This is a genomic window from Candidatus Symbiopectobacterium sp. NZEC135 (assembly GCF_025962695.1).
In genome coordinates, this window is the sequence record NZ_JAGFPF010000033.1 from 30,289 (window position 1) to 47,436 (window position 17,148).

The window sequence follows — 17,148 nt, forward strand, 5'->3', positions numbered from 1 at the left end:
ATGCCTTTCCGCCGTAGGAAAAAGGCGTTGCAGGAAACGTAAACCGAGCGCATCCTCTGGGCATGCATTCTCTAAGTAAGAATAATGCGCGGTGACTCGTTTTTGGACAAAATGCACATGCGAATGTTTGCGGTGTGAAAGATGATAGATAACTCCCCTTTGTAGAAAAGAGGTAATGGTATGGGTGGTATTAGTATTTGGCAGTTGCTGATCATTGCGGTGATAGTTGTGTTGTTGTTTGGTACTAACAAATTAAGAACGCTAGGTTCTGATTTGGGCGCATCGATTAAAGGCTTTAAAAAGGCCATCAGTGATGAGCAACCTTCGTCCGCTGACAGCGCATCTGCAAACCAGAATGAAAAAACACAGCAGGATGCCGATTTTGCGACGAAGTCCATCACGGAACAACAGGCTGACGTAAAATCAGAAGAAACGAAGAGCCAGCACAAAGAGCAGGTATAATCGGTGTTTGATATCGGATTTGGTGAGCTGATGCTCGTTATGGTGATCGGCCTGGTAGTACTCGGGCCTGAACGCCTGCCCGTTGCGGTTAAAACGATTGCTGGTTGGGTGAGAACGCTGCGCTCGCTGGCGTCTACGGTGCAAAATGAGCTGACCCAAGAGTTGAAGTTGCAAGAGTTGCAAGACAGTTTGAAGAAGGTGGAGCAGGCTAGCCTGAAAAACCTTTCTCCAGAGCTGAAAGCCTCTATGGACGAACTCAAAGAAGCGGCGGATGCGATGCGACGTGGTTATACGAAACCCGGTGACAGCGCCATCGCGCAGTTGGGTGAGGTTCCACATAAGCCGTTGGCGGATGCTGAGGCAGCGCATGATGGGGTTATCAGCGCCGAGCAGGCGTCTTCCCCAGCAGCGTTACCGTTTGTCGATCAGCCTGCCGCTGCACCCTCCTCATCCCCTATCGATGTGGCACCGCCTGCAGCAGTGCATCGCTCACCAGAAGTGCCTTCTGCAACGGCCGTGCCTGACAATGCGCCAGCCGCCGCTGCCGTGGCACCGACCGATGATGTACCCAATAAGCGCGCAGCATCTGCCCCGGCTGTCGCGCCTTCCCAACCCTCTGCTGATGAACGCTAGTCTATGGCCGTTGAAGATACACAACCGTTAATCAGTCACCTGATTGAGCTTCGTAAGCGCCTGTTATACAGCATTCTTAGTGTGCTGGGCGTATTTGTCGTGCTGGTTTTCTTTGCTAACGACATCTATCAAATCGTCTCGGCACCGCTTATTGAGCAACTGCCTGCCGGGGCCAGTATGATTGCCACCGACGTGGCCTCCCCGTTCTTTACGCCGATTAAACTCACGATGATCGTGTCGGTGTTTGTCGCCGCACCGTTGGTGTTGTATCAAGTCTGGGCATTTATCGCGCCAGCGCTGTATAAACACGAACGTCGCCTGATGATGCCCTTGCTGTTCTCCAGCAGCCTGCTGTTCTATGCGGGTATGGCATTTGCCTACTTTGTGGTGTTCCCACTGGCGTTTAGTTTTTTTGCCAAGACCGCACCGCAGGGTGTGCAAATCGCCACCGATATCAATAACTACCTCGATTTTGTGATGGCGCTGTTTATGGCGTTTGGCGTCTCTTTCCAGGTCCCTATTGCTATTGTACTGCTGTGCTGGAGCGGTGTGACCAACACGGAAGATTTGAAGAAGAAACGGCCTTATGTGCTGGTTGGTGCTTTCGTTGTCGGTATGCTGCTGACGCCGCCGGACGTGTTCTCGCAGACGTTGTTAGCGATTCCGATGTACCTGCTGTTTGAAGTCGGCCTGTTCTGCTCGCGTTTTTACGTGGGGAAAGGACGCCGTCAGTATGAGGCAGAAGAGCGCGAGGCAGAAGAAAGCAACGAAGGCCCATCGTCCTAAATCTTGTTGTTATCCCCGCTTAGGCGGGGATTTCCTCCAATCTGCATCTGCTTCCCTTCGGGATACGCTCTTCGGAGCGGGAGTGTCATTACCCTTCAGGAATGTCCATGTTTGATATCGGTGTCAATCTGACCAATAGCCAATTTGCTCACGATCGTGCTCGGGTCATTGAGCGTGCTCAAGCACTTGCGGTGAGCGGAATGATCATCACCGGAACCAACCTGCATGAAAGTGAGCAGGCTCTGGCACTGGCTCAGGAATACCCAGACTATTGCTGGTCGACGGCGGGCGTGCACCCCCATGATGCCAGCAGTTGGTCGACGGCGGTGGCGGAGCGAATTTCGCAGTTGGCGCAACAGCCTGCCGTTGTGGCGCTGGGCGAGTGTGGGCTGGACTTTAATCGCAATTTTTCCACGCCTGATGAGCAGGAACTCGCCTTTTCCGCGCAGTTAGCGTTGGCCGCAGAGCTGGCGTTACCCGTCTTCTTGCATTGCCGTGACGCCCATGAGCGCTTTATCGCGCTACTCTCTCCCTGGCTGGATAAGCTGCCGGGAGCGGTGCTGCACTGCTTCACGGGGACCGAACAAGAGCTGGATGAATGCTTGCGTCTTGGGCTTTCGATTGGCATCACCGGTTGGGTGTGCGATGAGCGACGCGGAATTGCACTTCGCCATCTGCTAAAACAGATTCCCATTGAGCGCCTGTTGTTGGAAACCGATGCGCCCTATTTGTTACCCCGGGATTTATCACCAAAACCTGCATCCCGGCGTAATGAACCCTGCTTTTTGCCGCATATCGTGCAGCAGGTTGCTGTCTGGCGCGATGAAGACGCCACTATGTTGGGGCAAAAAGTAGATGAAAACGCACGCCGGATTTTCCGGCTGCCATGATTCTGGAGAATAATTATGAGCAATGTTTTTCCCGGCGCTTTTCCCGGCCGTCGCCTGCGCCGTTTACGCCGTCATGATTTCAGCCGTCGCCTTGTTGCTGAAAATCAGTTGACGGTCAATGACCTGATTTATCCTGTGTTTGTGATGGAAGGTAAAAATCAACGTCAGGAAGTGCCTTCGATGCCGGGCGTATATCGCATGACGCTGGATCTGCTGGTGAAAGAGGCGGAAGAACTCGCCAAGCTGGGTATCCCGGTACTCTCACTGTTCCCGGTGATCGATACCGATAAGAAGTCGCTGAATGCCGAAGAGGCTTACAACCCCGAAGGGCTAGTGCCGCGTGTGATTCGCACGCTCAAAGATGCCGTGCCGGAGTTAGGGTTGCTGACAGACGTTGCCCTGGATCCTTATACCACGCATGGGCAAGACGGCATTATTGATGAAGACGGCTATGTGATCAATGACATCACCAAATCCGTTCTGGTGCGTCAGGCGCTGTGTCATGCACAAGCGGGTGCGGAAATCATTGCGCCAAGCGACATGATGGATGGGCGCATTGGTGCCATTCGCGCCGAGCTGGAAGCGCAGCATCTGGTGAATACCCAGATCATGGCGTATTCGGCAAAATATGCCTCTTGCTACTATGGGCCCTTCCGCGATGCGGTCGGCTCGGCAAGCAATCTGAAGGGGGGTAACAAAAAAACCTATCAGATGGACCCGGCCAACGGGGATGAAGCCTTGCAGGAAGTCGCTCAGGATTTGCAGGAAGGCGCAGACATGGTGATGGTGAAACCCGGTATGCCCTATTTGGATGTGCTGCATCGTGTGAAAGAAACGTTTGGCGTGCCGACCTTTGCCTATCAGGTCTCCGGTGAGTATGCCATGCACATGGCAGCCATTCGCAACGGCTGGCTTCAAGAGCAGCCGCTGGTGATGGAATCACTGCTGTGTTTCAAGCGTGCAGGAGCAGACGGCGTGCTGACCTATTTCGCCAAGCAGGTCGCACAATGGCTGCGTGACGAACAGCTCTCCCGCTAATCGTCCAATCCGCTCAGACCTACCCGTTCGCCGCTTGTGAGTGTTCTCACCGGCGGCGTTCTTTTTATCGGGTATGCCCGACTACAGCTTTTTGAACTGGCGATTATCGAGGCTTTGCGGCACCTGCTTGTTGAGAAAATTGAGCAGCAGCATGGAGCGCGCTTCACCGTCAGGTTCACTGTAAATTGCCTGTAACCCAGTAAACACCCCTTCGGTAATCAGCACGGTGTCTCCAGGATAGGGCGTTTGTGGATCGTGAATCATCTGCACCGGGTGTTGTGTCAGTTCGGTGATAACGTTCACAGGGATGACGGCCGGCAGCGCGCCGAAACGGATAAAATGGCTGACGCCTCGTGTTGCGGCAACCGTAGTGGTATGGATGCGTTCGGGATCGAATTCAATAAACAGGTAGTTGGGGAACAGTGGCTCACTGACTTCCGCGCGTTTTCCCCGCACGATCTTTTCCATTTTGATCATCGGGCTCAGGCAGTTAACGGCCTGGCGTTCAAGGTGTTCCTTGGCGCGCAGCAACTGCCCACGTTTGCAATACAATAAATACCAGGCTTCCATAATGTGTTGTGTCGATGATCTGTCAGTCGATGAGCATTGCCGGGAAGCATAACAAAACCCTGTGCGGATAAATAGCGGCATGAAGAAGCGACAGAATTGGCAAGAAACCTTATAATGTCGTTTTCACAGACTGCATTGACAATCAGCATGAAATATCGTGATTTACGTGAATTTCTCGCGCTTCTTGAACAGAAGGGAGAACTGAAACGCATTCGCCAGCCTGTCAGCCCCCATTTGGAAATGACGGAGATTGCCGACAGAACGCTGCGTGCGGGCGGTCCGGCGTTGCTGTTTGAAAATCCCACCGGTTATACCATGCCTGTGCTGTGCAACCTGTTCGGCACCCCGGAACGGGTGGCAATGGGCATGGGGCAGGATAGCGTAACGGCGTTGCGTGATGTCGGCAAGCTGCTGGCCTTTTTGAAAGAGCCTGAGCCGCCCAAAGGATTCCGAGACCTGATGGAGAACATGCCCAAATTCCGTCAGGTGCTCAATATGCCCACCAAACGGCTGTCATCTGCGCCTTGTCAGGAGCAGGTCTGGTCTGGAGACGACGTCGATCTGACCCGTATTCCGGTGATGCAGTGCTGGCCGGAAGATGCTGCGCCCTTGATCACTTGGGGCTTAACGGTTACGCGCGGGCCGCACAAGGCGCGTCAGAATATCGGTATTTATCGCCAGCAGGTGCTGGGTAAAAACAAACTGATCATGCGGTGGTTATCCCATCGCGGCGGCGCGTTGGATTTCCAGGAGTGGTGTCAGGAAAATCCCGGTCAACGTTTCCCGGTGTCCGTCGCGCTCGGTGCCGATCCGGCGACTATCCTTGGTGCGGTAACCCCAGTGCCCGATACGCTTTCCGAATACGCCTTTGCCGGGCTACTGCGCGGTTATAAAACCGAAGTGGTGAAATGCCTCTCCAATGATTTGGAAGTGCCCGCCAGCGCGGAAATTGTGCTGGAAGGGTACATCGAACCGGGAGAAATGGCGGCGGAAGGGCCGTATGGCGATCACACCGGCTATTACAATGAGGTGGATAACTTCCCGGTGTTTACCGTTACGCATGTGACGCAGCGTCAGGACGCCATTTACCACTCCACCTATACCGGACGCCCACCCGATGAACCTGCCGTCTTAGGGGTGGCGCTGAATGAAGTGTTCGTGCCGATTTTGCAAAAACAGTTCCCGGAAATTGTCGATTTTTACCTGCCGCCGGAAGGGTGCTCCTATCGCCTGGCCGTCGTCACCATGAAAAAACAGTACGCGGGTCATGCCAAACGGGTGATGATGGGCGTATGGTCTTTCCTGCGCCAGTTTATGTATACCAAGTTTGTGATTGTCTGCGATGACGACATCAATGCGCGTGACTGGAAAGACGTTATCTGGGCGATTACTACTCGCATGGACCCGGCTCGAGATACGGTATTGATGGAAAATACGCCGATAGACTATCTGGATTTTGCGTCGCCGGTGTCGGGGCTGGGTTCCAAAATGGGACTGGATGCCACCAACAAATGGCCCGGTGAAACGCAACGCGAGTGGGGGCATCCCATCAAGAAAGATCCTGATGTGTGTGCCCGTATCGATGCCATATGGGATGAGCTTGCCATTTTTAACGACAGCCCGCCACGTGCTTGATGAAGGGTGTGCCGCTGTTACTCGTTTTGCTTTTATCACCCTTAGAGGGAATGCATGACAACATTGAGCTGTAAAGTGACATCCGTAGAGGCGATAACGGATACGGTTTATCGGGTACGTTTGTTGCCGGAAGCCCCTTTCTCTTTCCGTGCCGGTCAGTATTTGATGGTGGTGATGGATGAGCGTGATAAGCGCCCGTTCTCGATGGCCTCAACGCCAATGGAACAGCAGTTTATCGAACTGCACGTGGGGGCCTCAGAGCTGAACTTGTATGCGATGGCGGTGATGGATCGTATTCTGAAAGAGCGCGCTCTGACGGTGGATATCCCCCATGGAGAGGCTTGGTTGCGCGAAGAGAGCGATCGTCCGCTGATCCTGATTGCTGGCGGTACGGGGTTCTCCTATGCGCGTTCTATCCTGCTGACGGTGCTGGCACATCAACCCGAGCGCGAAATTGCGATCTACTGGGGTGGGAGGGAGATCAAGCACCTGTATGATCTGACTGAGCTACAGGCTCTGGCGAGCCAACACGCGAATTTGCAGGTTATTCCTGTGGTTGAACAACCGGAGCAGGCGTGGCATGGCAGAACGGGTACGGTGCTCAGCGCGGTATTGCAGGATTACGGCACACTGTCAGGCCACGATATCTACATTGCAGGCCGCTTTGAAATGGCAAAAATTGCCCGCGAGCGCTTCTGTAACGAGCGTGGTGCGTTGATTGACCACCTCTACAGCGACGCCTTCTCTTTCATTTGAGTGCCTTGAAAAATAAGCGCCTTAAAAAACGTGCTGTTTCCGATGGAGTTCATCAACGGAGGGGAACAGCACGTGTGCTAAAGGTGCACCAAAGCATCTTACGTTGTGACCAGGCAGACCCGCACCAGCCGCAACGGGATGCGCTACCGATTACTTGAATTCGCAGGTTTGCACCGTCCAGCGCCGCGCCTGCTCGCTGATGGTGAAGCCTAGCCCCGAACGGTCAGAGACCCACATCCGGCCATCGCGCAGTTCCAGCTGTTCGTTAAACAGCGGGTTCAGCCATTCAAAGTGTTCCAGCCAGGGTTCGATGGGGTAGGCTGCGGCGAGGTGCAGGTGCACTTCCATCGCGAAATGCGGTGCCAGTTTCTTACCGTGTTTGGCCGCCAGATCCATGATTTTCAAAAACGGCGTCACGCCGCCCACGCGCGGAGCATCTGGCTGAACGAAATCGCAGGCGTTACCGAGGATCAACTGTTCGTGTTCCCGGAAACTGGTCAGCATTTCACCGGTGGCAATCGGGGTGTCCAGTGCCATTGCCAGGGCTGCATGGCCCTCGACGTCATAGGCATCCAGCGGTTCCTCAATCCACACCAGATTGAACGCCTCCATTTTTCTGCCCATACGGATAGCGGTTTCACGATCCCATTGCTGGTTGGCATCGACCATTAACGGGAAGTCATCGCCCAACGCTTGGCGCACGGCGGTGAGGCGGCGAATATCTTCTGCGGTATTCGGTTGGCCCACTTTGATTTTAATGCCGCCAATGCCATTTTCGCGGGAAATCACCACGTTTTTCAGCACCTGCTCGAGCGGCGTATGCAGGAAGCCACCAGAGGTGTTATAGCACTGCACCGAGTCGCGGTGTGCGCCCAGTAGCTTGGCCAGCGGTAATTTGGCGCGTTTGGCTTTCATGTCCCACAGCGCAATATCAATCGGGGAAATCGCTTGTACGGCCATTCCGCTGCGCCCGACGGAAGCACCCGCCCACAGCAGTTTGGTATAAATCTTGCCGATATCGTTAGGGTCTTCGCCGAGCAGATTATCGGCAATCTCTTTGGCGTGTGCGTAAATACCCTGGCCCCCCGCGCGTTTGGAGTAGCTGAACCCTACGCCCTCAAAGCCATCCCGGGTGCGGATTTCAGCGAATATGATCGCAACTTCCGTCAATGGCTTTTGGCGTCCCGTTAACACCTTGGCGTCACTCACGGGCGTTGCCAGGGGTAAAAAGGCTAAGGAGATCTTCACCTGTTCAATACGATCTCCGGTCTCTGCTGCGGTCGGGGTGTGTGCAGTTTTGGCGTAGCTTACGGCATCTGAATTGGCGTGTAGGGTCATGATGGCATCCTAAAATAAAATGATTGCGCTAACATTTTTAGATCGAACCTATTGTTAGCGCTATTATCACGCGTTGTTTTTGTATAATGGATCACAAATTAAGCAGCGTTGCTGTGTAATCAGCTGTGGCGGGTGAGGGCGTTATTGGTAATGGTATTAATGATATTATTTATATGTTAGCGCAATCATTTTGTGGTAAAGATCGTGCCAGTCGGGCTGGTGGGTGGAAAACCGTGCCACTATTCAGGATAATGCCAACGCCGGAAATCTGACCGTTGATAAGGAAACACGTCATTGAAAAGCGATAAGCGCACCAAGGGTAGCCAACCGCGTACGCCCACACTTGAGGATGTCGCCAGAGCATCTGGGCTGTCGCCAATGACGGTAAGCCGGGCGTTGAACACGCCCAAGCTGGTAAAGGCGGCGACCATCGACAAGGTGATGGAGGCCGTGCGCATTACCGGCTACATCCCCAACCTGCTGGCCGGTGGGCTAGCCTCTCGCCGCAGCAAGCTGATTGCCGTGGTGGTGCCTCAGATCAACAACGCCATGTTTGTCGATACCATTCAGGCCATCAGCGATGAGCTGGACGCTCGCGGCTATCATATGTTGCTCTGTGTGGCGGGGTATTCCGATGAAACAGAAGCGGAAATTGTGGCCACGTTATTATCACGCCGCCCTGACGGGGTGGTGCTGACGGGCATTCATCACACGCCGGAATTGCGCAAAATTATCCTCAATGCGCAGATTCCAGTGGTCGAAATTTGGGATTTGACGCCAACGCCGCTGGACATGCTGATTGGCTTTTCCCATGAGAAGATTGGTTTTGCCGCAGGAGACTATCTGCTGGGTAAAGGCCATCGGCGTTTTGGGTTGATTTGGGCTGCGGATCGGCGTGCTGCGCAGCGAAAAAACGGTTTATACGATGCTTTGGCGCACCATGCCGACTGCGCGCTGAGTGAAGTCATTGTGCCGTTACCCGCCTCGATGGCGGCGGGGCGTATCGGGTTACGCCAGCTATTAGCGCAAGGTGAGCCATTGGATGCGATAGTCTGTAGCTCTGATACCCTGGCACAGGGTGCGATCATGGAAGCGACGACACAAGGCATAGCGGTGCCGCAGCAACTGGCCGTGATGGGATTTGGTGATTTGGCGTTTGCTGCGCATAACGTGCCGTCGATTTCGACGTTGGGCGTCGACAGTTGGAAGATGGGCAAAGAGGCTGCCACGCTGTTGGCTGACAAGATTGAAGGAAAAAGCACGGAAAGTCCGATTATCGATATCGGTTTTACCCTGATTGAGCGCGATTCCGCGTAGCGAACCCGCTCAGCGCCACGCCGGAGAGATAACCGCTCCGACGTGCGCTTTGGCACATTATACCCGTTCAAACACCGTGGCAATGCCCTGGCCGAGGCCGATACACATGGTCGCTACGCCAAACTGCACGTCGCGCTGTTCCATCAGGTTGATCAGCGTGCCGGAAATGCGCGCGCCGGAGCAGCCGAGGGGATGACCGAGCGCGATAGCACCACCGTTCAGGTTCACCTTGTCATCGATGACTTCCAACAGCCCTAAATCTTTCAGGCAGGGCAGTGTTTGTGCCGCAAAGGCTTCGTTGAGTTCAAACACCCCGATATCCGTCAGTGCCAATCCTGCGCGCTTTAACGCCAACTGTACGGCAGGCACGGGACCGTAGCCCATAATGGACGCATCGCAGCCGACCACCGCCATCGCCTTGATGCGCGCGCGCGCGGTCAGGCCCCGCTCCCGTGCGCGTGATTCGCTCATGACGAGCATGGCGGCTGCGCCGTCAGAGAGGGCGGAGGCATTGCCTGCTGTCACTGTGCCATGCGCCGGATCGAAGGCAGGCTTCAGACTGCTCAGGCTTTCTACCGTGGTGTCGGCACGAATCACCTCATCATCGTGAAACGCATGCAGTACGCCATCAGCATCGTGGCCGACCGTGGGGACAATTTCATGTCGGAAGGCACCGCGTTGGGTTGCCTGCCAGGCGCGTTGATGAGAGCGAGCCGCGAACTGATCCTGCATGTCACGGCTGATGTGATGAATGCGTGCCAGCATCTCTGCCGTTAGCCCCATCATGGCGGCCGCTTTCGCCACGGTGCGGCTCAGGCCCGGATGAAAATCGACGCCGTGGTTCATCGGCACATGCCCCATGTGCTCCACACCGCCGATCAGGCACGTGCTGGCATCCCCCACCATAATGGCGCGAGCGGCATCGTGCAGTGCCTGCATCGAGGAACCACACAGGCGGTTAACCGTGACGGCGGGCACGGTCGGCGGAATCTCCGCCAGCAGCGCTGCGTTGCGGCCGATATTAAAACCTTGCTCCAGCGTTTGTTGTACGCAGCCCCAATAGATATCGTCTATCTCATGGGCGTCCAGCACCGGGTTACGGCTCAGTAAGCTGCGCATCATGTGGGCGGAAAGATCTTCGGCGCGCACCTGACGGAATGCACCCCCTTTTGAGCGTCCCATCGGGGTGCGGATGGTGTCGACAATAACAACGTTTTCCATATTCTGTGACCTCATGCCGATTAACCGAGAGAGATACCCGCGTGCGGTGCCGCTGGGGGATAGTAGCTGTCGTTACGCTCTGCAAGCTGTCGCAGGCCATCGGGGATCTGATATATCGCCCCAAGGGATTCCAGTGCATTAGCCTGGCGCGCATAGTCGCGGCTGCCCAGCGTATCGAGGTAGCGGCAGGCACCGCCGTGGAACGGCGGGAACCCCAGCCCATACACCAACGCCATATCGGCTTCTGCGGGGCTGGCGACAATGCCTTCTTCCAGACAGCGCGCGACCTCGTTAACCATCGGGATCATCATGCGGGTGATAATCTCTTGTGCGCTAAAGGTGCGACTGCCGTTGGCGACTTCTGACAGCAGCGCATCGACGTTTTTATCCTGCTCTTTTACCGGTTTGCCTTTTTTATCGGGCGTATAACGATAAAACCCTTGTCCGTTTTTCTGGCCGTAGCGCTGCTGTTCGAACAGCACATCAATTGCGTCACGTTCGGTTTTCTGCATACGTTGCGGGAAACCTTGTGCCATAACGGCTTGAGCATGGTGTGCGGTATCGATACCGACCACGTCCAGTAAGTAGGCCGGTCCCATCGGCCAGCCGAATTGCTTCTCCATCACGCTGTCTATCTGGCGGAAGTCAGCGCCATCGCGCAGTAACAAGCTGAAAGCGGCAAAGTAGGGGAACAGCACGCGGTTGACGAAAAAACCGGGGCAATCGTTAACCACGACGGGGGTTTTGCCCATCTTGCTGGCGTAGGCCACCACGCGTGCGATGGTATCGTCGCTGGTTTGTGGTCCACGGATGATTTCCACCAATGGCATACGGTGCACCGGATTAAAGAAGTGCATGCCGCAGAAACGCTCAGGATGTTGCAAGGCGTTTGCCAGCAAGGCGATGGGGATCGTTGACGTATTGGAGGCCAGGATGGCGTTTTCACCAAGGTGGGTTTCCGTTTGCGCCAGCACTTCCCCCTTCACTTTGGGGTTTTCCACCACCGCTTCCACCACGATATCGATATCCGCAAAGCGGCCATAATCAAGCGTTGGCTGAATGTGGCTCAGGATCTCCGCCATTTTCAAACCGTCCAGTTTGCCGCGCGTCAACTGGCCGTTGAGCAATTTCGCAGCCTCCTTCATGCCCACTGATAGCGCTTTGTCGTTGATGTCTTTCATCACAATCGGCACGCCCTTGTAGGCAGACTGATAAGCAATGCCGCCACCCATAATGCCCGCGCCCAGCACGGCGGCCTGCTTCGGTACGGATACTGCACCTGACAGTTTCTTGGCCTTCCCCTTAACATACTGATCGTTGAGGAAAATACCGACCAGAGCACGTGCCGCTGACGTTGCCGTGAGCGTCACAAAATTCTGTGTCTCGATGCGCAATGCATCATCGCGCGTCATTCCCGCCGCGGCTTCAACGGTTTTGACTGCGGTCAAGGGGGCGGGATAATGTTTACCGGCGGTTTGTGCCACCACCGCTTTGGCCATGGTAAAGCTCATTGCTGCTTCTATCGCATTGAGCTTGAGTGGTTCCCGCTTCGGCTTGCGGTAGGACAACCAGTTAATCTGACCGGAAATGGCCTGACGCAGAACGTCTGCTCCCGCTGCCGCCAATTTTTCATCAGGCACCACCGCCTGAACCAGGCCGATTTTCAACGCTTCTGACGCATCGATGTCTTTTCCTGCGGCAATGATTTCCAGCGCGCTGTCAGCACCCAGCAGGCGCGGCAGGCGTACGGAGCCGCCAAAGCCGGGCATGATACCGAGTTTGACTTCTGGCAGACCGATGCGCGTGGACGGTGTGACGATACGGATATCCACCGCCAGAGCACATTCACAGCCGCCGCCAAGGGCATAGCCGTTAATGGCCGCAACCGTCGGCACTGGCAGATCTTCAAGACGATTGAAGATACGGTTGGCCTGTTCTAACCAGGTTTGAAGATGCTCGCGTGGGGCCGCGAACAGCGACAAGAATTCGGTAATATCAGCACCGACGATAAACGCCGGTTTGTCCGAGCGCAGTAGCAAGCCTTGCAGGCCTTCCAACTGCTCAAGCACGGTCAACGCGTTGCCCAGGCTGGCAACGGTTTTGGTATCCAGGGTATTCACCGAACCGGGAGAGGCAAAGACCAGCTCCGCGATCCCTTCCTCTAACCAGCGCACGTAGAGCGTTTCACTTTGATAAAGCATAGCGATCTCCAGAAACCGTATAATGATCTGGTACGACCAGATGAATGGATTGTGGTCGAATGTTAAATAAATGCAAATAAAAGATTAATTATTTGCCATTTCGATCACAAAGCGCTCGTCGCTACCCTCCGGCGATCACTGTGATACACTGAGCGTATCTTGCTGTGGTTAATGAGGATCTTCATGGAAAAGCTGGCATCTTTGTTCCACCAGCATCTGGCGACGATGCAACAGCACGCGCAAAACGTACTGACGCAGCATCAGCTTGATGCGGTGTTAATTCATTCCGGGGAGCCCCTGACGCGTTTTTTAGACGATCGGGAATATCCCTTCAGCGTTAACCCTCAGTTCAAAGCCTGGGTTCCAGTGACCCACGTGCCCCATTGCTGGCTGTGGGTAGATGGGGTTAACAAACCCCGACTGTGGTTCTATTCTCCGGTCGATTATTGGCATAACGTTGCGCCATTGCCGGAGAGTTTTTGGACCAAAGACATCGACGTGAATGTGTTGCGTAACGCGGACGAGATTGGTGCGCTGTTGCCAGCGGCACGCGAGCGTGTGGCTTATCTTGGTTATGTGCCCGAACGTGCGCTGTCTCTGGGTATTGCCCCGCAGCATATCAACCCGAAAGCCGTACTGGATTATCTGCACTACCATCGGGCCTATAAAACTGACTACGAACTGTTCTGTATGCGTGAAGCGCAGAAAACGGCGGTGGTCGGGCACCGTGCCGCGCATGAAGCGTTTCTGTCCGGCATGAGTGAATTTGATATCAATCAGGCCTATCTGACCGCAACCGGTCATCGGGATACCGATGTGCCGTATGACAATATCGTCGCGCTCAATGAGCACGCCGCGGTGCTGCACTATACCCAGCTTGAACAGCGGGTGCCGTCAGAGGTCCGCAGTTTCCTGATTGACGCCGGTGCGGAATATCATGGCTATGCCGCCGATTTGACCCGCACCTACGCCGCGCAAAGCGATCACTTGTTTGCACAGCTCATCAAGGATTTGAATCAGGAGCAGCAGGCGCTGATTGAGTCAATGCGGGTCGGCGTGCGCTATACCGACTACCATATTCAGATGCATCAACGCGTGGCAAAACTGCTGCACCGCCATCATCTGGTGCAAGGCATGAGCGAAGAGGCGATGGTGGAAAGCGGATTGACCGGGGTCTTTTTGCCCCACGGGCTGGGCCATCCGCTGGGTTTGCAGGTGCACGATGTGGGCGGTTTCATGCAGGACGAGCGCGGCACGCATCTGGCGGCGCCAGATGCGCATCCGTACCTGCGTTGCACGCGTGTTATGCAGCCGCGTATGGTGCTGACCATTGAGCCGGGTATCTATTTTATCGAATCATTGCTGGCACCGTGGCGCAGTGGGCCATACAGCCAGCATATTGATTGGAAAAAGATCGACATGTTGAAACCGTTTGGTGGGATCCGTATTGAAGACAATATCGTGTTCCATGAGAAACGCGTTGAAAACATGACGCGGGATTTGAACCTCGCCTGATGCAACGTTATAAGATTCCAGCGAGTGAAGTCAGCGTCAGCGAAGAGATAAAGAAGAGCCGTTTTATCACGCTGTTGGCACCGACTGACGGCGTGGCGGCGGCCAAGGCTTATGTGCAGCAGGTGCGCGAACGGTATTCCGATGCCGGGCACCACTGCTGGGCCTTTGTTGCCGGGGCACCGGATGATTCGCAACAGCTCGGCTTTTCGGATGATGGTGAGCCTTCAGGAACGGCGGGAAAACCCATGCTGGCGCAGCTGATGGGGAGCGGAATCGGTGAGATAACCGCTGTTTCGGTGCGTTACTATGGTGGCATTCCGTTAGGTACTGGCGGATTGGTCAAGGCGTATGGCGGCGGTGTCCAGCAAGCTCTGAAGCAGGTAGAAACGCTGGAAAAAGTGCTGCGCACGGCGTATCGGTTACAATGCGACTATACCTTACATGCGCCCGTTAGCGCGTTGATTCGGCAAATGGGCGGTGAAGTGAATCACTGCGATTATGGTGCAGAAGTGACGTTGCAGGTGGCGATCCCTGACAGTGCTTATCAGGAAACGGTGCGCCGTTTGCGCGATATAAGCAGGGGAACGTTGCAAATATCCATTATATGATAATAATTCAGCGCTGTTTGATGACTCGTTAAGGATGTTTCTCCATGCACCTGCGCGCCATTACCCGCATTGTAGGGTTACTGGTTATTCTGTTTTCCGGGACCATGTTTATCCCTGGTCTGGTTGCTCTGATCTATCGTGACGGCGCAGGACGGGCATTCACGCAAACCTTTCTGGTTGCCCTGTTTATCGGCAGCGCGCTCTGGTTTCCCAATCGTAAACACAAGCATGAGCTGGCCTCGCGAGAAGGCTTCTTGATTGTGGTGCTGTTTTGGACCGTGCTGGGTAGCGTAGGGGCATTGCCTTTTATCTTCTCTGAACATCCAAACCTCAGTGTGACCGATGCCTTTTTTGAATCGTTCTCCGGTTTAACCACCACGGGCGCGACCACGCTGGTCGGGTTGGATTCTTTGCCAAAGGCCATTCTGTTTTACCGGCAGATGTTGCAGTGGTTCGGCGGGATGGGGATCATCGTATTGGCGGTGGCGATTCTGCCTATCCTCGGCGTTGGGGGCATGCAGCTCTACCGCGCTGAGATGCCGGGGCCGTTGAAAGACAATAAAATGCGGCCTCGCATCGCGGAAACCGCGAAAACCTTATGGATGATCTATGTGCTGCTGACCGTGGCCTGTGCGGTAGCGCTGTGGCTGGCGGGGATGTCACTGTTTGATGCTATTGGGCACAGCTTTTCCACCATTGCCATCGGCGGCTTTTCAACCCATGACGCCAGCATCGGCTATTTCAACAGCCCCACCATCAATACCATCATCGCGGTGTTTCTGCTGATTTCCGGCTGTAATTACGGTTTGCACTTTGCCATGCTGAGTGGCAGAAGCCTCAAAGTGTACGGGCGCGACCCGGAATTTCGCATGTTCATCTTTGTTCAACTGTCGCTGGTGGCGGTGTGCACGCTGGTGCTGTGGTTCCATAATGTTTACGACAGCGGTATCCAGACGCTGAATCAGGCGTTTTTCCAAGTGGTATCGATGGCGACTACTGCGGGGTTTACCACCAGCAGCTTTGCCGCCTGGCCGCTATTCCTGCCCGTTTTGCTGTTGTGCTCTGCTTTTATCGGTGGATGCGCGGGCTCGACGGGCGGTGGCTTAAAAGTGATTCGTATCCTGCTGTTGTTCTTGCAAGGACACCGCGAGCTCAAACGATTGGTGCACCCTAATGCGGTCTATACTATCAAGCTTGGACGTCGTGCGTTGCCGGAGCGGATCCTCGAAGCGGTATGGGGCTTTTTCTCCGCTTATGCGTTGGTGTTTATTGTCAGCATGCTGGCGGTTATCGCCACCGGCGTAGATGATTTTTCTGCTTTCGCCGCTGTCACGGCGACGTTAAACAATCTGGGGCCAGGATTAGGGGTAGTGGCCGATAACTTCACCACCATGAACGACGCAGCGAAATGGATTCTGATTTCAACCATGCTGTTCGGGCGTCTTGAGGTGTTTACCTTACTGGTGTTGTTTACGCCTACGTTCTGGCGCGCATAACCTAAAACAAAAAGCCAAAGAGCAATGTCCTATGAAAGCGTTGATACTTTTTTCCAGTAAGGATGGTCAAACCAAGGCTATCGCCTCTTATATCGCGACGGCGCTAAAGGGTAAGGTCGAGTGCGATGTGGTGAACATCACGGCCTCTGACACTATCGAACCCGCGCATTACGATCGCATCCTGATCGGGGCTTCGGTACGTTATGGTCATTTCCAGCCCGAGGTTTATGCGTTTATCAAACAACACTTGGGGGAATTGCAGCGTCTGCCAAATGCGTTCTTCTCTGTGAACCTGACTGCACGTAAGCCAGAAAAGCGCACGGCACAAACCAACCCTTATACCCGGAAATTTTTGCTGCGCTCTCCGTGGCAGCCAGCACTGTGCGGTGTGTTTGCCGGTGCACTGCGCTACCCACGCTATGGTTGGCTCGACCGGGTGATGATTCAGCTTATTATGCGAATGACCGGTGGTGAGACGGACAGCAGTAAAGAGATTGAATACACCGATTGGCAACAGGTTGAGCATTTCGCACATGAATTTGCTCAGCTTGGTGCAAAAAAACGCGTTTAATGCTGATGTTTAGTGCGCTCCGCCGAAAAAACACGCACTCAGAAATAAAATTGAAATTAGCCCTTGTCAGGGCGCGAGAAGTGTCTATACTGCGCCTCCACTGACACGGCA

At 54.6% G+C, this 17,148-nt stretch carries 16 protein-coding genes; 12 read left to right on the forward strand and 4 right to left on the reverse strand.

Annotated elements, in window-relative coordinates; genetic code table 11:
* Positions 1-180 precede the first annotated feature (180 nt).
* From tatA to hemB, 5 genes are all read left to right on the forward strand, one after another.
* Positions 181-462, forward strand: a complete 282-nt coding sequence (tatA, locus tag J5224_RS15855; protein WP_264626292.1) for a Sec-independent protein translocase subunit TatA — start codon at positions 181-183, stop codon at positions 460-462.
* A 3-nt stretch (positions 463-465) separates the two neighbouring features.
* Positions 466-1,095 (forward strand): Sec-independent protein translocase protein TatB, encoded by a 630-nt coding sequence (tatB, locus tag J5224_RS15860; RefSeq protein WP_264626293.1) that lies wholly within the window; start codon positions 466-468, stop codon positions 1,093-1,095.
* Between the two features lie 3 nt (positions 1,096-1,098).
* Positions 1,099-1,881, forward strand: a complete 783-nt coding sequence (tatC, locus tag J5224_RS15865; protein ID WP_264626294.1) for a Sec-independent protein translocase subunit TatC — start codon at positions 1,099-1,101, stop codon at positions 1,879-1,881.
* Positions 1,882-1,988: 107 nt separating this feature from the next.
* Positions 1,989-2,771 (forward strand): 3'-5' ssDNA/RNA exonuclease TatD, encoded by a 783-nt coding sequence (tatD, locus tag J5224_RS15870; RefSeq protein WP_264626295.1) that lies wholly within the window; start codon positions 1,989-1,991, stop codon positions 2,769-2,771.
* 15 nt (positions 2,772-2,786) lie between these two features.
* Complete coding sequence (gene hemB / locus J5224_RS15875) at positions 2,787-3,809, forward strand: porphobilinogen synthase (RefSeq protein WP_264626296.1); 1,023 nt, start codon at positions 2,787-2,789, stop codon at positions 3,807-3,809.
* Between the two features lie 81 nt (positions 3,810-3,890).
* Here the strand turns inward: hemB and rfaH are convergent, their stop codons facing one another.
* A complete protein-coding gene (rfaH, locus tag J5224_RS15880; protein WP_264626297.1) occupies positions 3,891-4,379 on the reverse strand; it encodes a transcription/translation regulatory transformer protein RfaH in 489 nt (162 codons plus the stop codon).
* Between the two features lie 147 nt (positions 4,380-4,526).
* Between rfaH and ubiD the strand changes: the two genes are divergently transcribed.
* Together ubiD and fre are read left to right on the forward strand one after the other, a co-directional pair.
* Positions 4,527-6,014, forward strand: a complete 1,488-nt coding sequence (gene ubiD / locus J5224_RS15885) for a 4-hydroxy-3-polyprenylbenzoate decarboxylase (RefSeq protein WP_264626309.1) — start codon at positions 4,527-4,529, stop codon at positions 6,012-6,014.
* 54 nt (positions 6,015-6,068) lie between these two features.
* Positions 6,069-6,770, forward strand: a complete 702-nt coding sequence (fre, locus tag J5224_RS15890) for an NAD(P)H-flavin reductase (RefSeq protein ID WP_264626298.1) — start codon at positions 6,069-6,071, stop codon at positions 6,768-6,770.
* 150 nt (positions 6,771-6,920) lie between these two features.
* Here the strand turns inward: fre and J5224_RS15895 are convergent, their stop codons facing one another.
* Positions 6,921-8,108 (reverse strand): L-talarate/galactarate dehydratase, encoded by a 1,188-nt coding sequence (locus J5224_RS15895; RefSeq protein ID WP_264626299.1) that lies wholly within the window; start codon positions 8,106-8,108, stop codon positions 6,921-6,923.
* A gap of 294 nt (positions 8,109-8,402) precedes the next feature.
* Between J5224_RS15895 and J5224_RS15900 the strand changes: the two genes are divergently transcribed.
* Complete coding sequence (locus J5224_RS15900) at positions 8,403-9,425, forward strand: LacI family DNA-binding transcriptional regulator (protein ID WP_264626300.1); 1,023 nt, start codon at positions 8,403-8,405, stop codon at positions 9,423-9,425.
* Between the two features lie 57 nt (positions 9,426-9,482).
* Here J5224_RS15900 and fadA read toward each other — a convergent pair whose 3' ends face one another.
* Together fadA and fadB are read right to left on the reverse strand one after the other, a co-directional pair.
* Positions 9,483-10,646: an acetyl-CoA C-acyltransferase FadA gene (gene fadA, locus J5224_RS15905; protein WP_264626301.1), complete on the reverse strand. Its 1,164-nt coding sequence runs from the start codon at positions 10,644-10,646 to the stop codon at positions 9,483-9,485.
* 20 nt (positions 10,647-10,666) lie between these two features.
* Positions 10,667-12,847 (reverse strand): fatty acid oxidation complex subunit alpha FadB, encoded by a 2,181-nt coding sequence (gene fadB / locus J5224_RS15910; RefSeq protein ID WP_264626302.1) that lies wholly within the window; start codon positions 12,845-12,847, stop codon positions 10,667-10,669.
* A gap of 183 nt (positions 12,848-13,030) precedes the next feature.
* On the opposite strand from fadB, the gene pepQ reads away from it, so the two are divergent.
* From pepQ to hemG, 4 genes are read left to right on the forward strand one after another with little or no spacing between them, the layout of a single operon-like run.
* Positions 13,031-14,362 carry a Xaa-Pro dipeptidase gene (gene pepQ, locus J5224_RS15915; protein WP_264626303.1) on the forward strand — a complete coding sequence of 444 codons (1,332 nt, stop codon included), beginning with the start codon at positions 13,031-13,033 and terminating at the stop codon, positions 14,360-14,362.
* Positions 14,362-14,970 carry an IMPACT family protein gene (locus tag J5224_RS15920; protein WP_264626304.1) on the forward strand — a complete coding sequence of 203 codons (609 nt, stop codon included), beginning with the start codon at positions 14,362-14,364 and terminating at the stop codon, positions 14,968-14,970. Before pepQ ends, J5224_RS15920 begins: the two co-directional genes overlap by 1 nt.
* A 44-nt stretch (positions 14,971-15,014) precedes the next feature.
* Entirely contained in the window at positions 15,015-16,466 is a 1,452-nt protein-coding gene (trkH, locus tag J5224_RS15925) for a Trk system potassium transporter TrkH (RefSeq protein ID WP_264626305.1), read from the forward strand.
* A gap of 31 nt (positions 16,467-16,497) precedes the next feature.
* Positions 16,498-17,037 (forward strand): menaquinone-dependent protoporphyrinogen IX dehydrogenase, encoded by a 540-nt coding sequence (gene hemG, locus J5224_RS15930; RefSeq protein WP_264626306.1) that lies wholly within the window; start codon positions 16,498-16,500, stop codon positions 17,035-17,037.
* Positions 17,038-17,148 lie beyond the last annotated feature (111 nt).

Excerpts from the sequence above, each read along its gene's own strand:
- ubiD (WP_264626309.1), top strand. The coding sequence starts at position 4,527 with ATGAAATATCGTGATTTACGTGAATTTCTCGCGCTTCTTGAACAGAAG.
- tatA (WP_264626292.1), top strand. The coding sequence starts at position 181 with ATGGGTGGTATTAGTATTTGGCAGTTGCTGATCATTGCGGTGATAGTT.
- tatC (WP_264626294.1), top strand. The coding sequence starts at position 1,099 with ATGGCCGTTGAAGATACACAACCGTTAATCAGTCACCTGATTGAGCTT.
- rfaH (WP_264626297.1), bottom strand. The coding sequence starts at position 4,379 with ATGGAAGCCTGGTATTTATTGTATTGCAAACGTGGGCAGTTGCTGCGC.
- J5224_RS15920 (WP_264626304.1), top strand. The coding sequence starts at position 14,362 with ATGCAACGTTATAAGATTCCAGCGAGTGAAGTCAGCGTCAGCGAAGAG.
- fadB (WP_264626302.1), bottom strand. The coding sequence starts at position 12,847 with ATGCTTTATCAAAGTGAAACGCTCTACGTGCGCTGGTTAGAGGAAGGG.
- hemB (WP_264626296.1), top strand. The coding sequence starts at position 2,787 with ATGAGCAATGTTTTTCCCGGCGCTTTTCCCGGCCGTCGCCTGCGCCGT.
- fadA (WP_264626301.1), bottom strand. The coding sequence starts at position 10,646 with ATGGAAAACGTTGTTATTGTCGACACCATCCGCACCCCGATGGGACGC.
- trkH (WP_264626305.1), top strand. The coding sequence starts at position 15,015 with ATGCACCTGCGCGCCATTACCCGCATTGTAGGGTTACTGGTTATTCTG.
- tatD (WP_264626295.1), top strand. The coding sequence starts at position 1,989 with ATGTTTGATATCGGTGTCAATCTGACCAATAGCCAATTTGCTCACGAT.
- fre (WP_264626298.1), top strand. The coding sequence starts at position 6,069 with ATGACAACATTGAGCTGTAAAGTGACATCCGTAGAGGCGATAACGGAT.
- hemG (WP_264626306.1), top strand. The coding sequence starts at position 16,498 with ATGAAAGCGTTGATACTTTTTTCCAGTAAGGATGGTCAAACCAAGGCT.
- pepQ (WP_264626303.1), top strand. The coding sequence starts at position 13,031 with ATGGAAAAGCTGGCATCTTTGTTCCACCAGCATCTGGCGACGATGCAA.
- J5224_RS15895 (WP_264626299.1), bottom strand. The coding sequence starts at position 8,108 with ATGACCCTACACGCCAATTCAGATGCCGTAAGCTACGCCAAAACTGCA.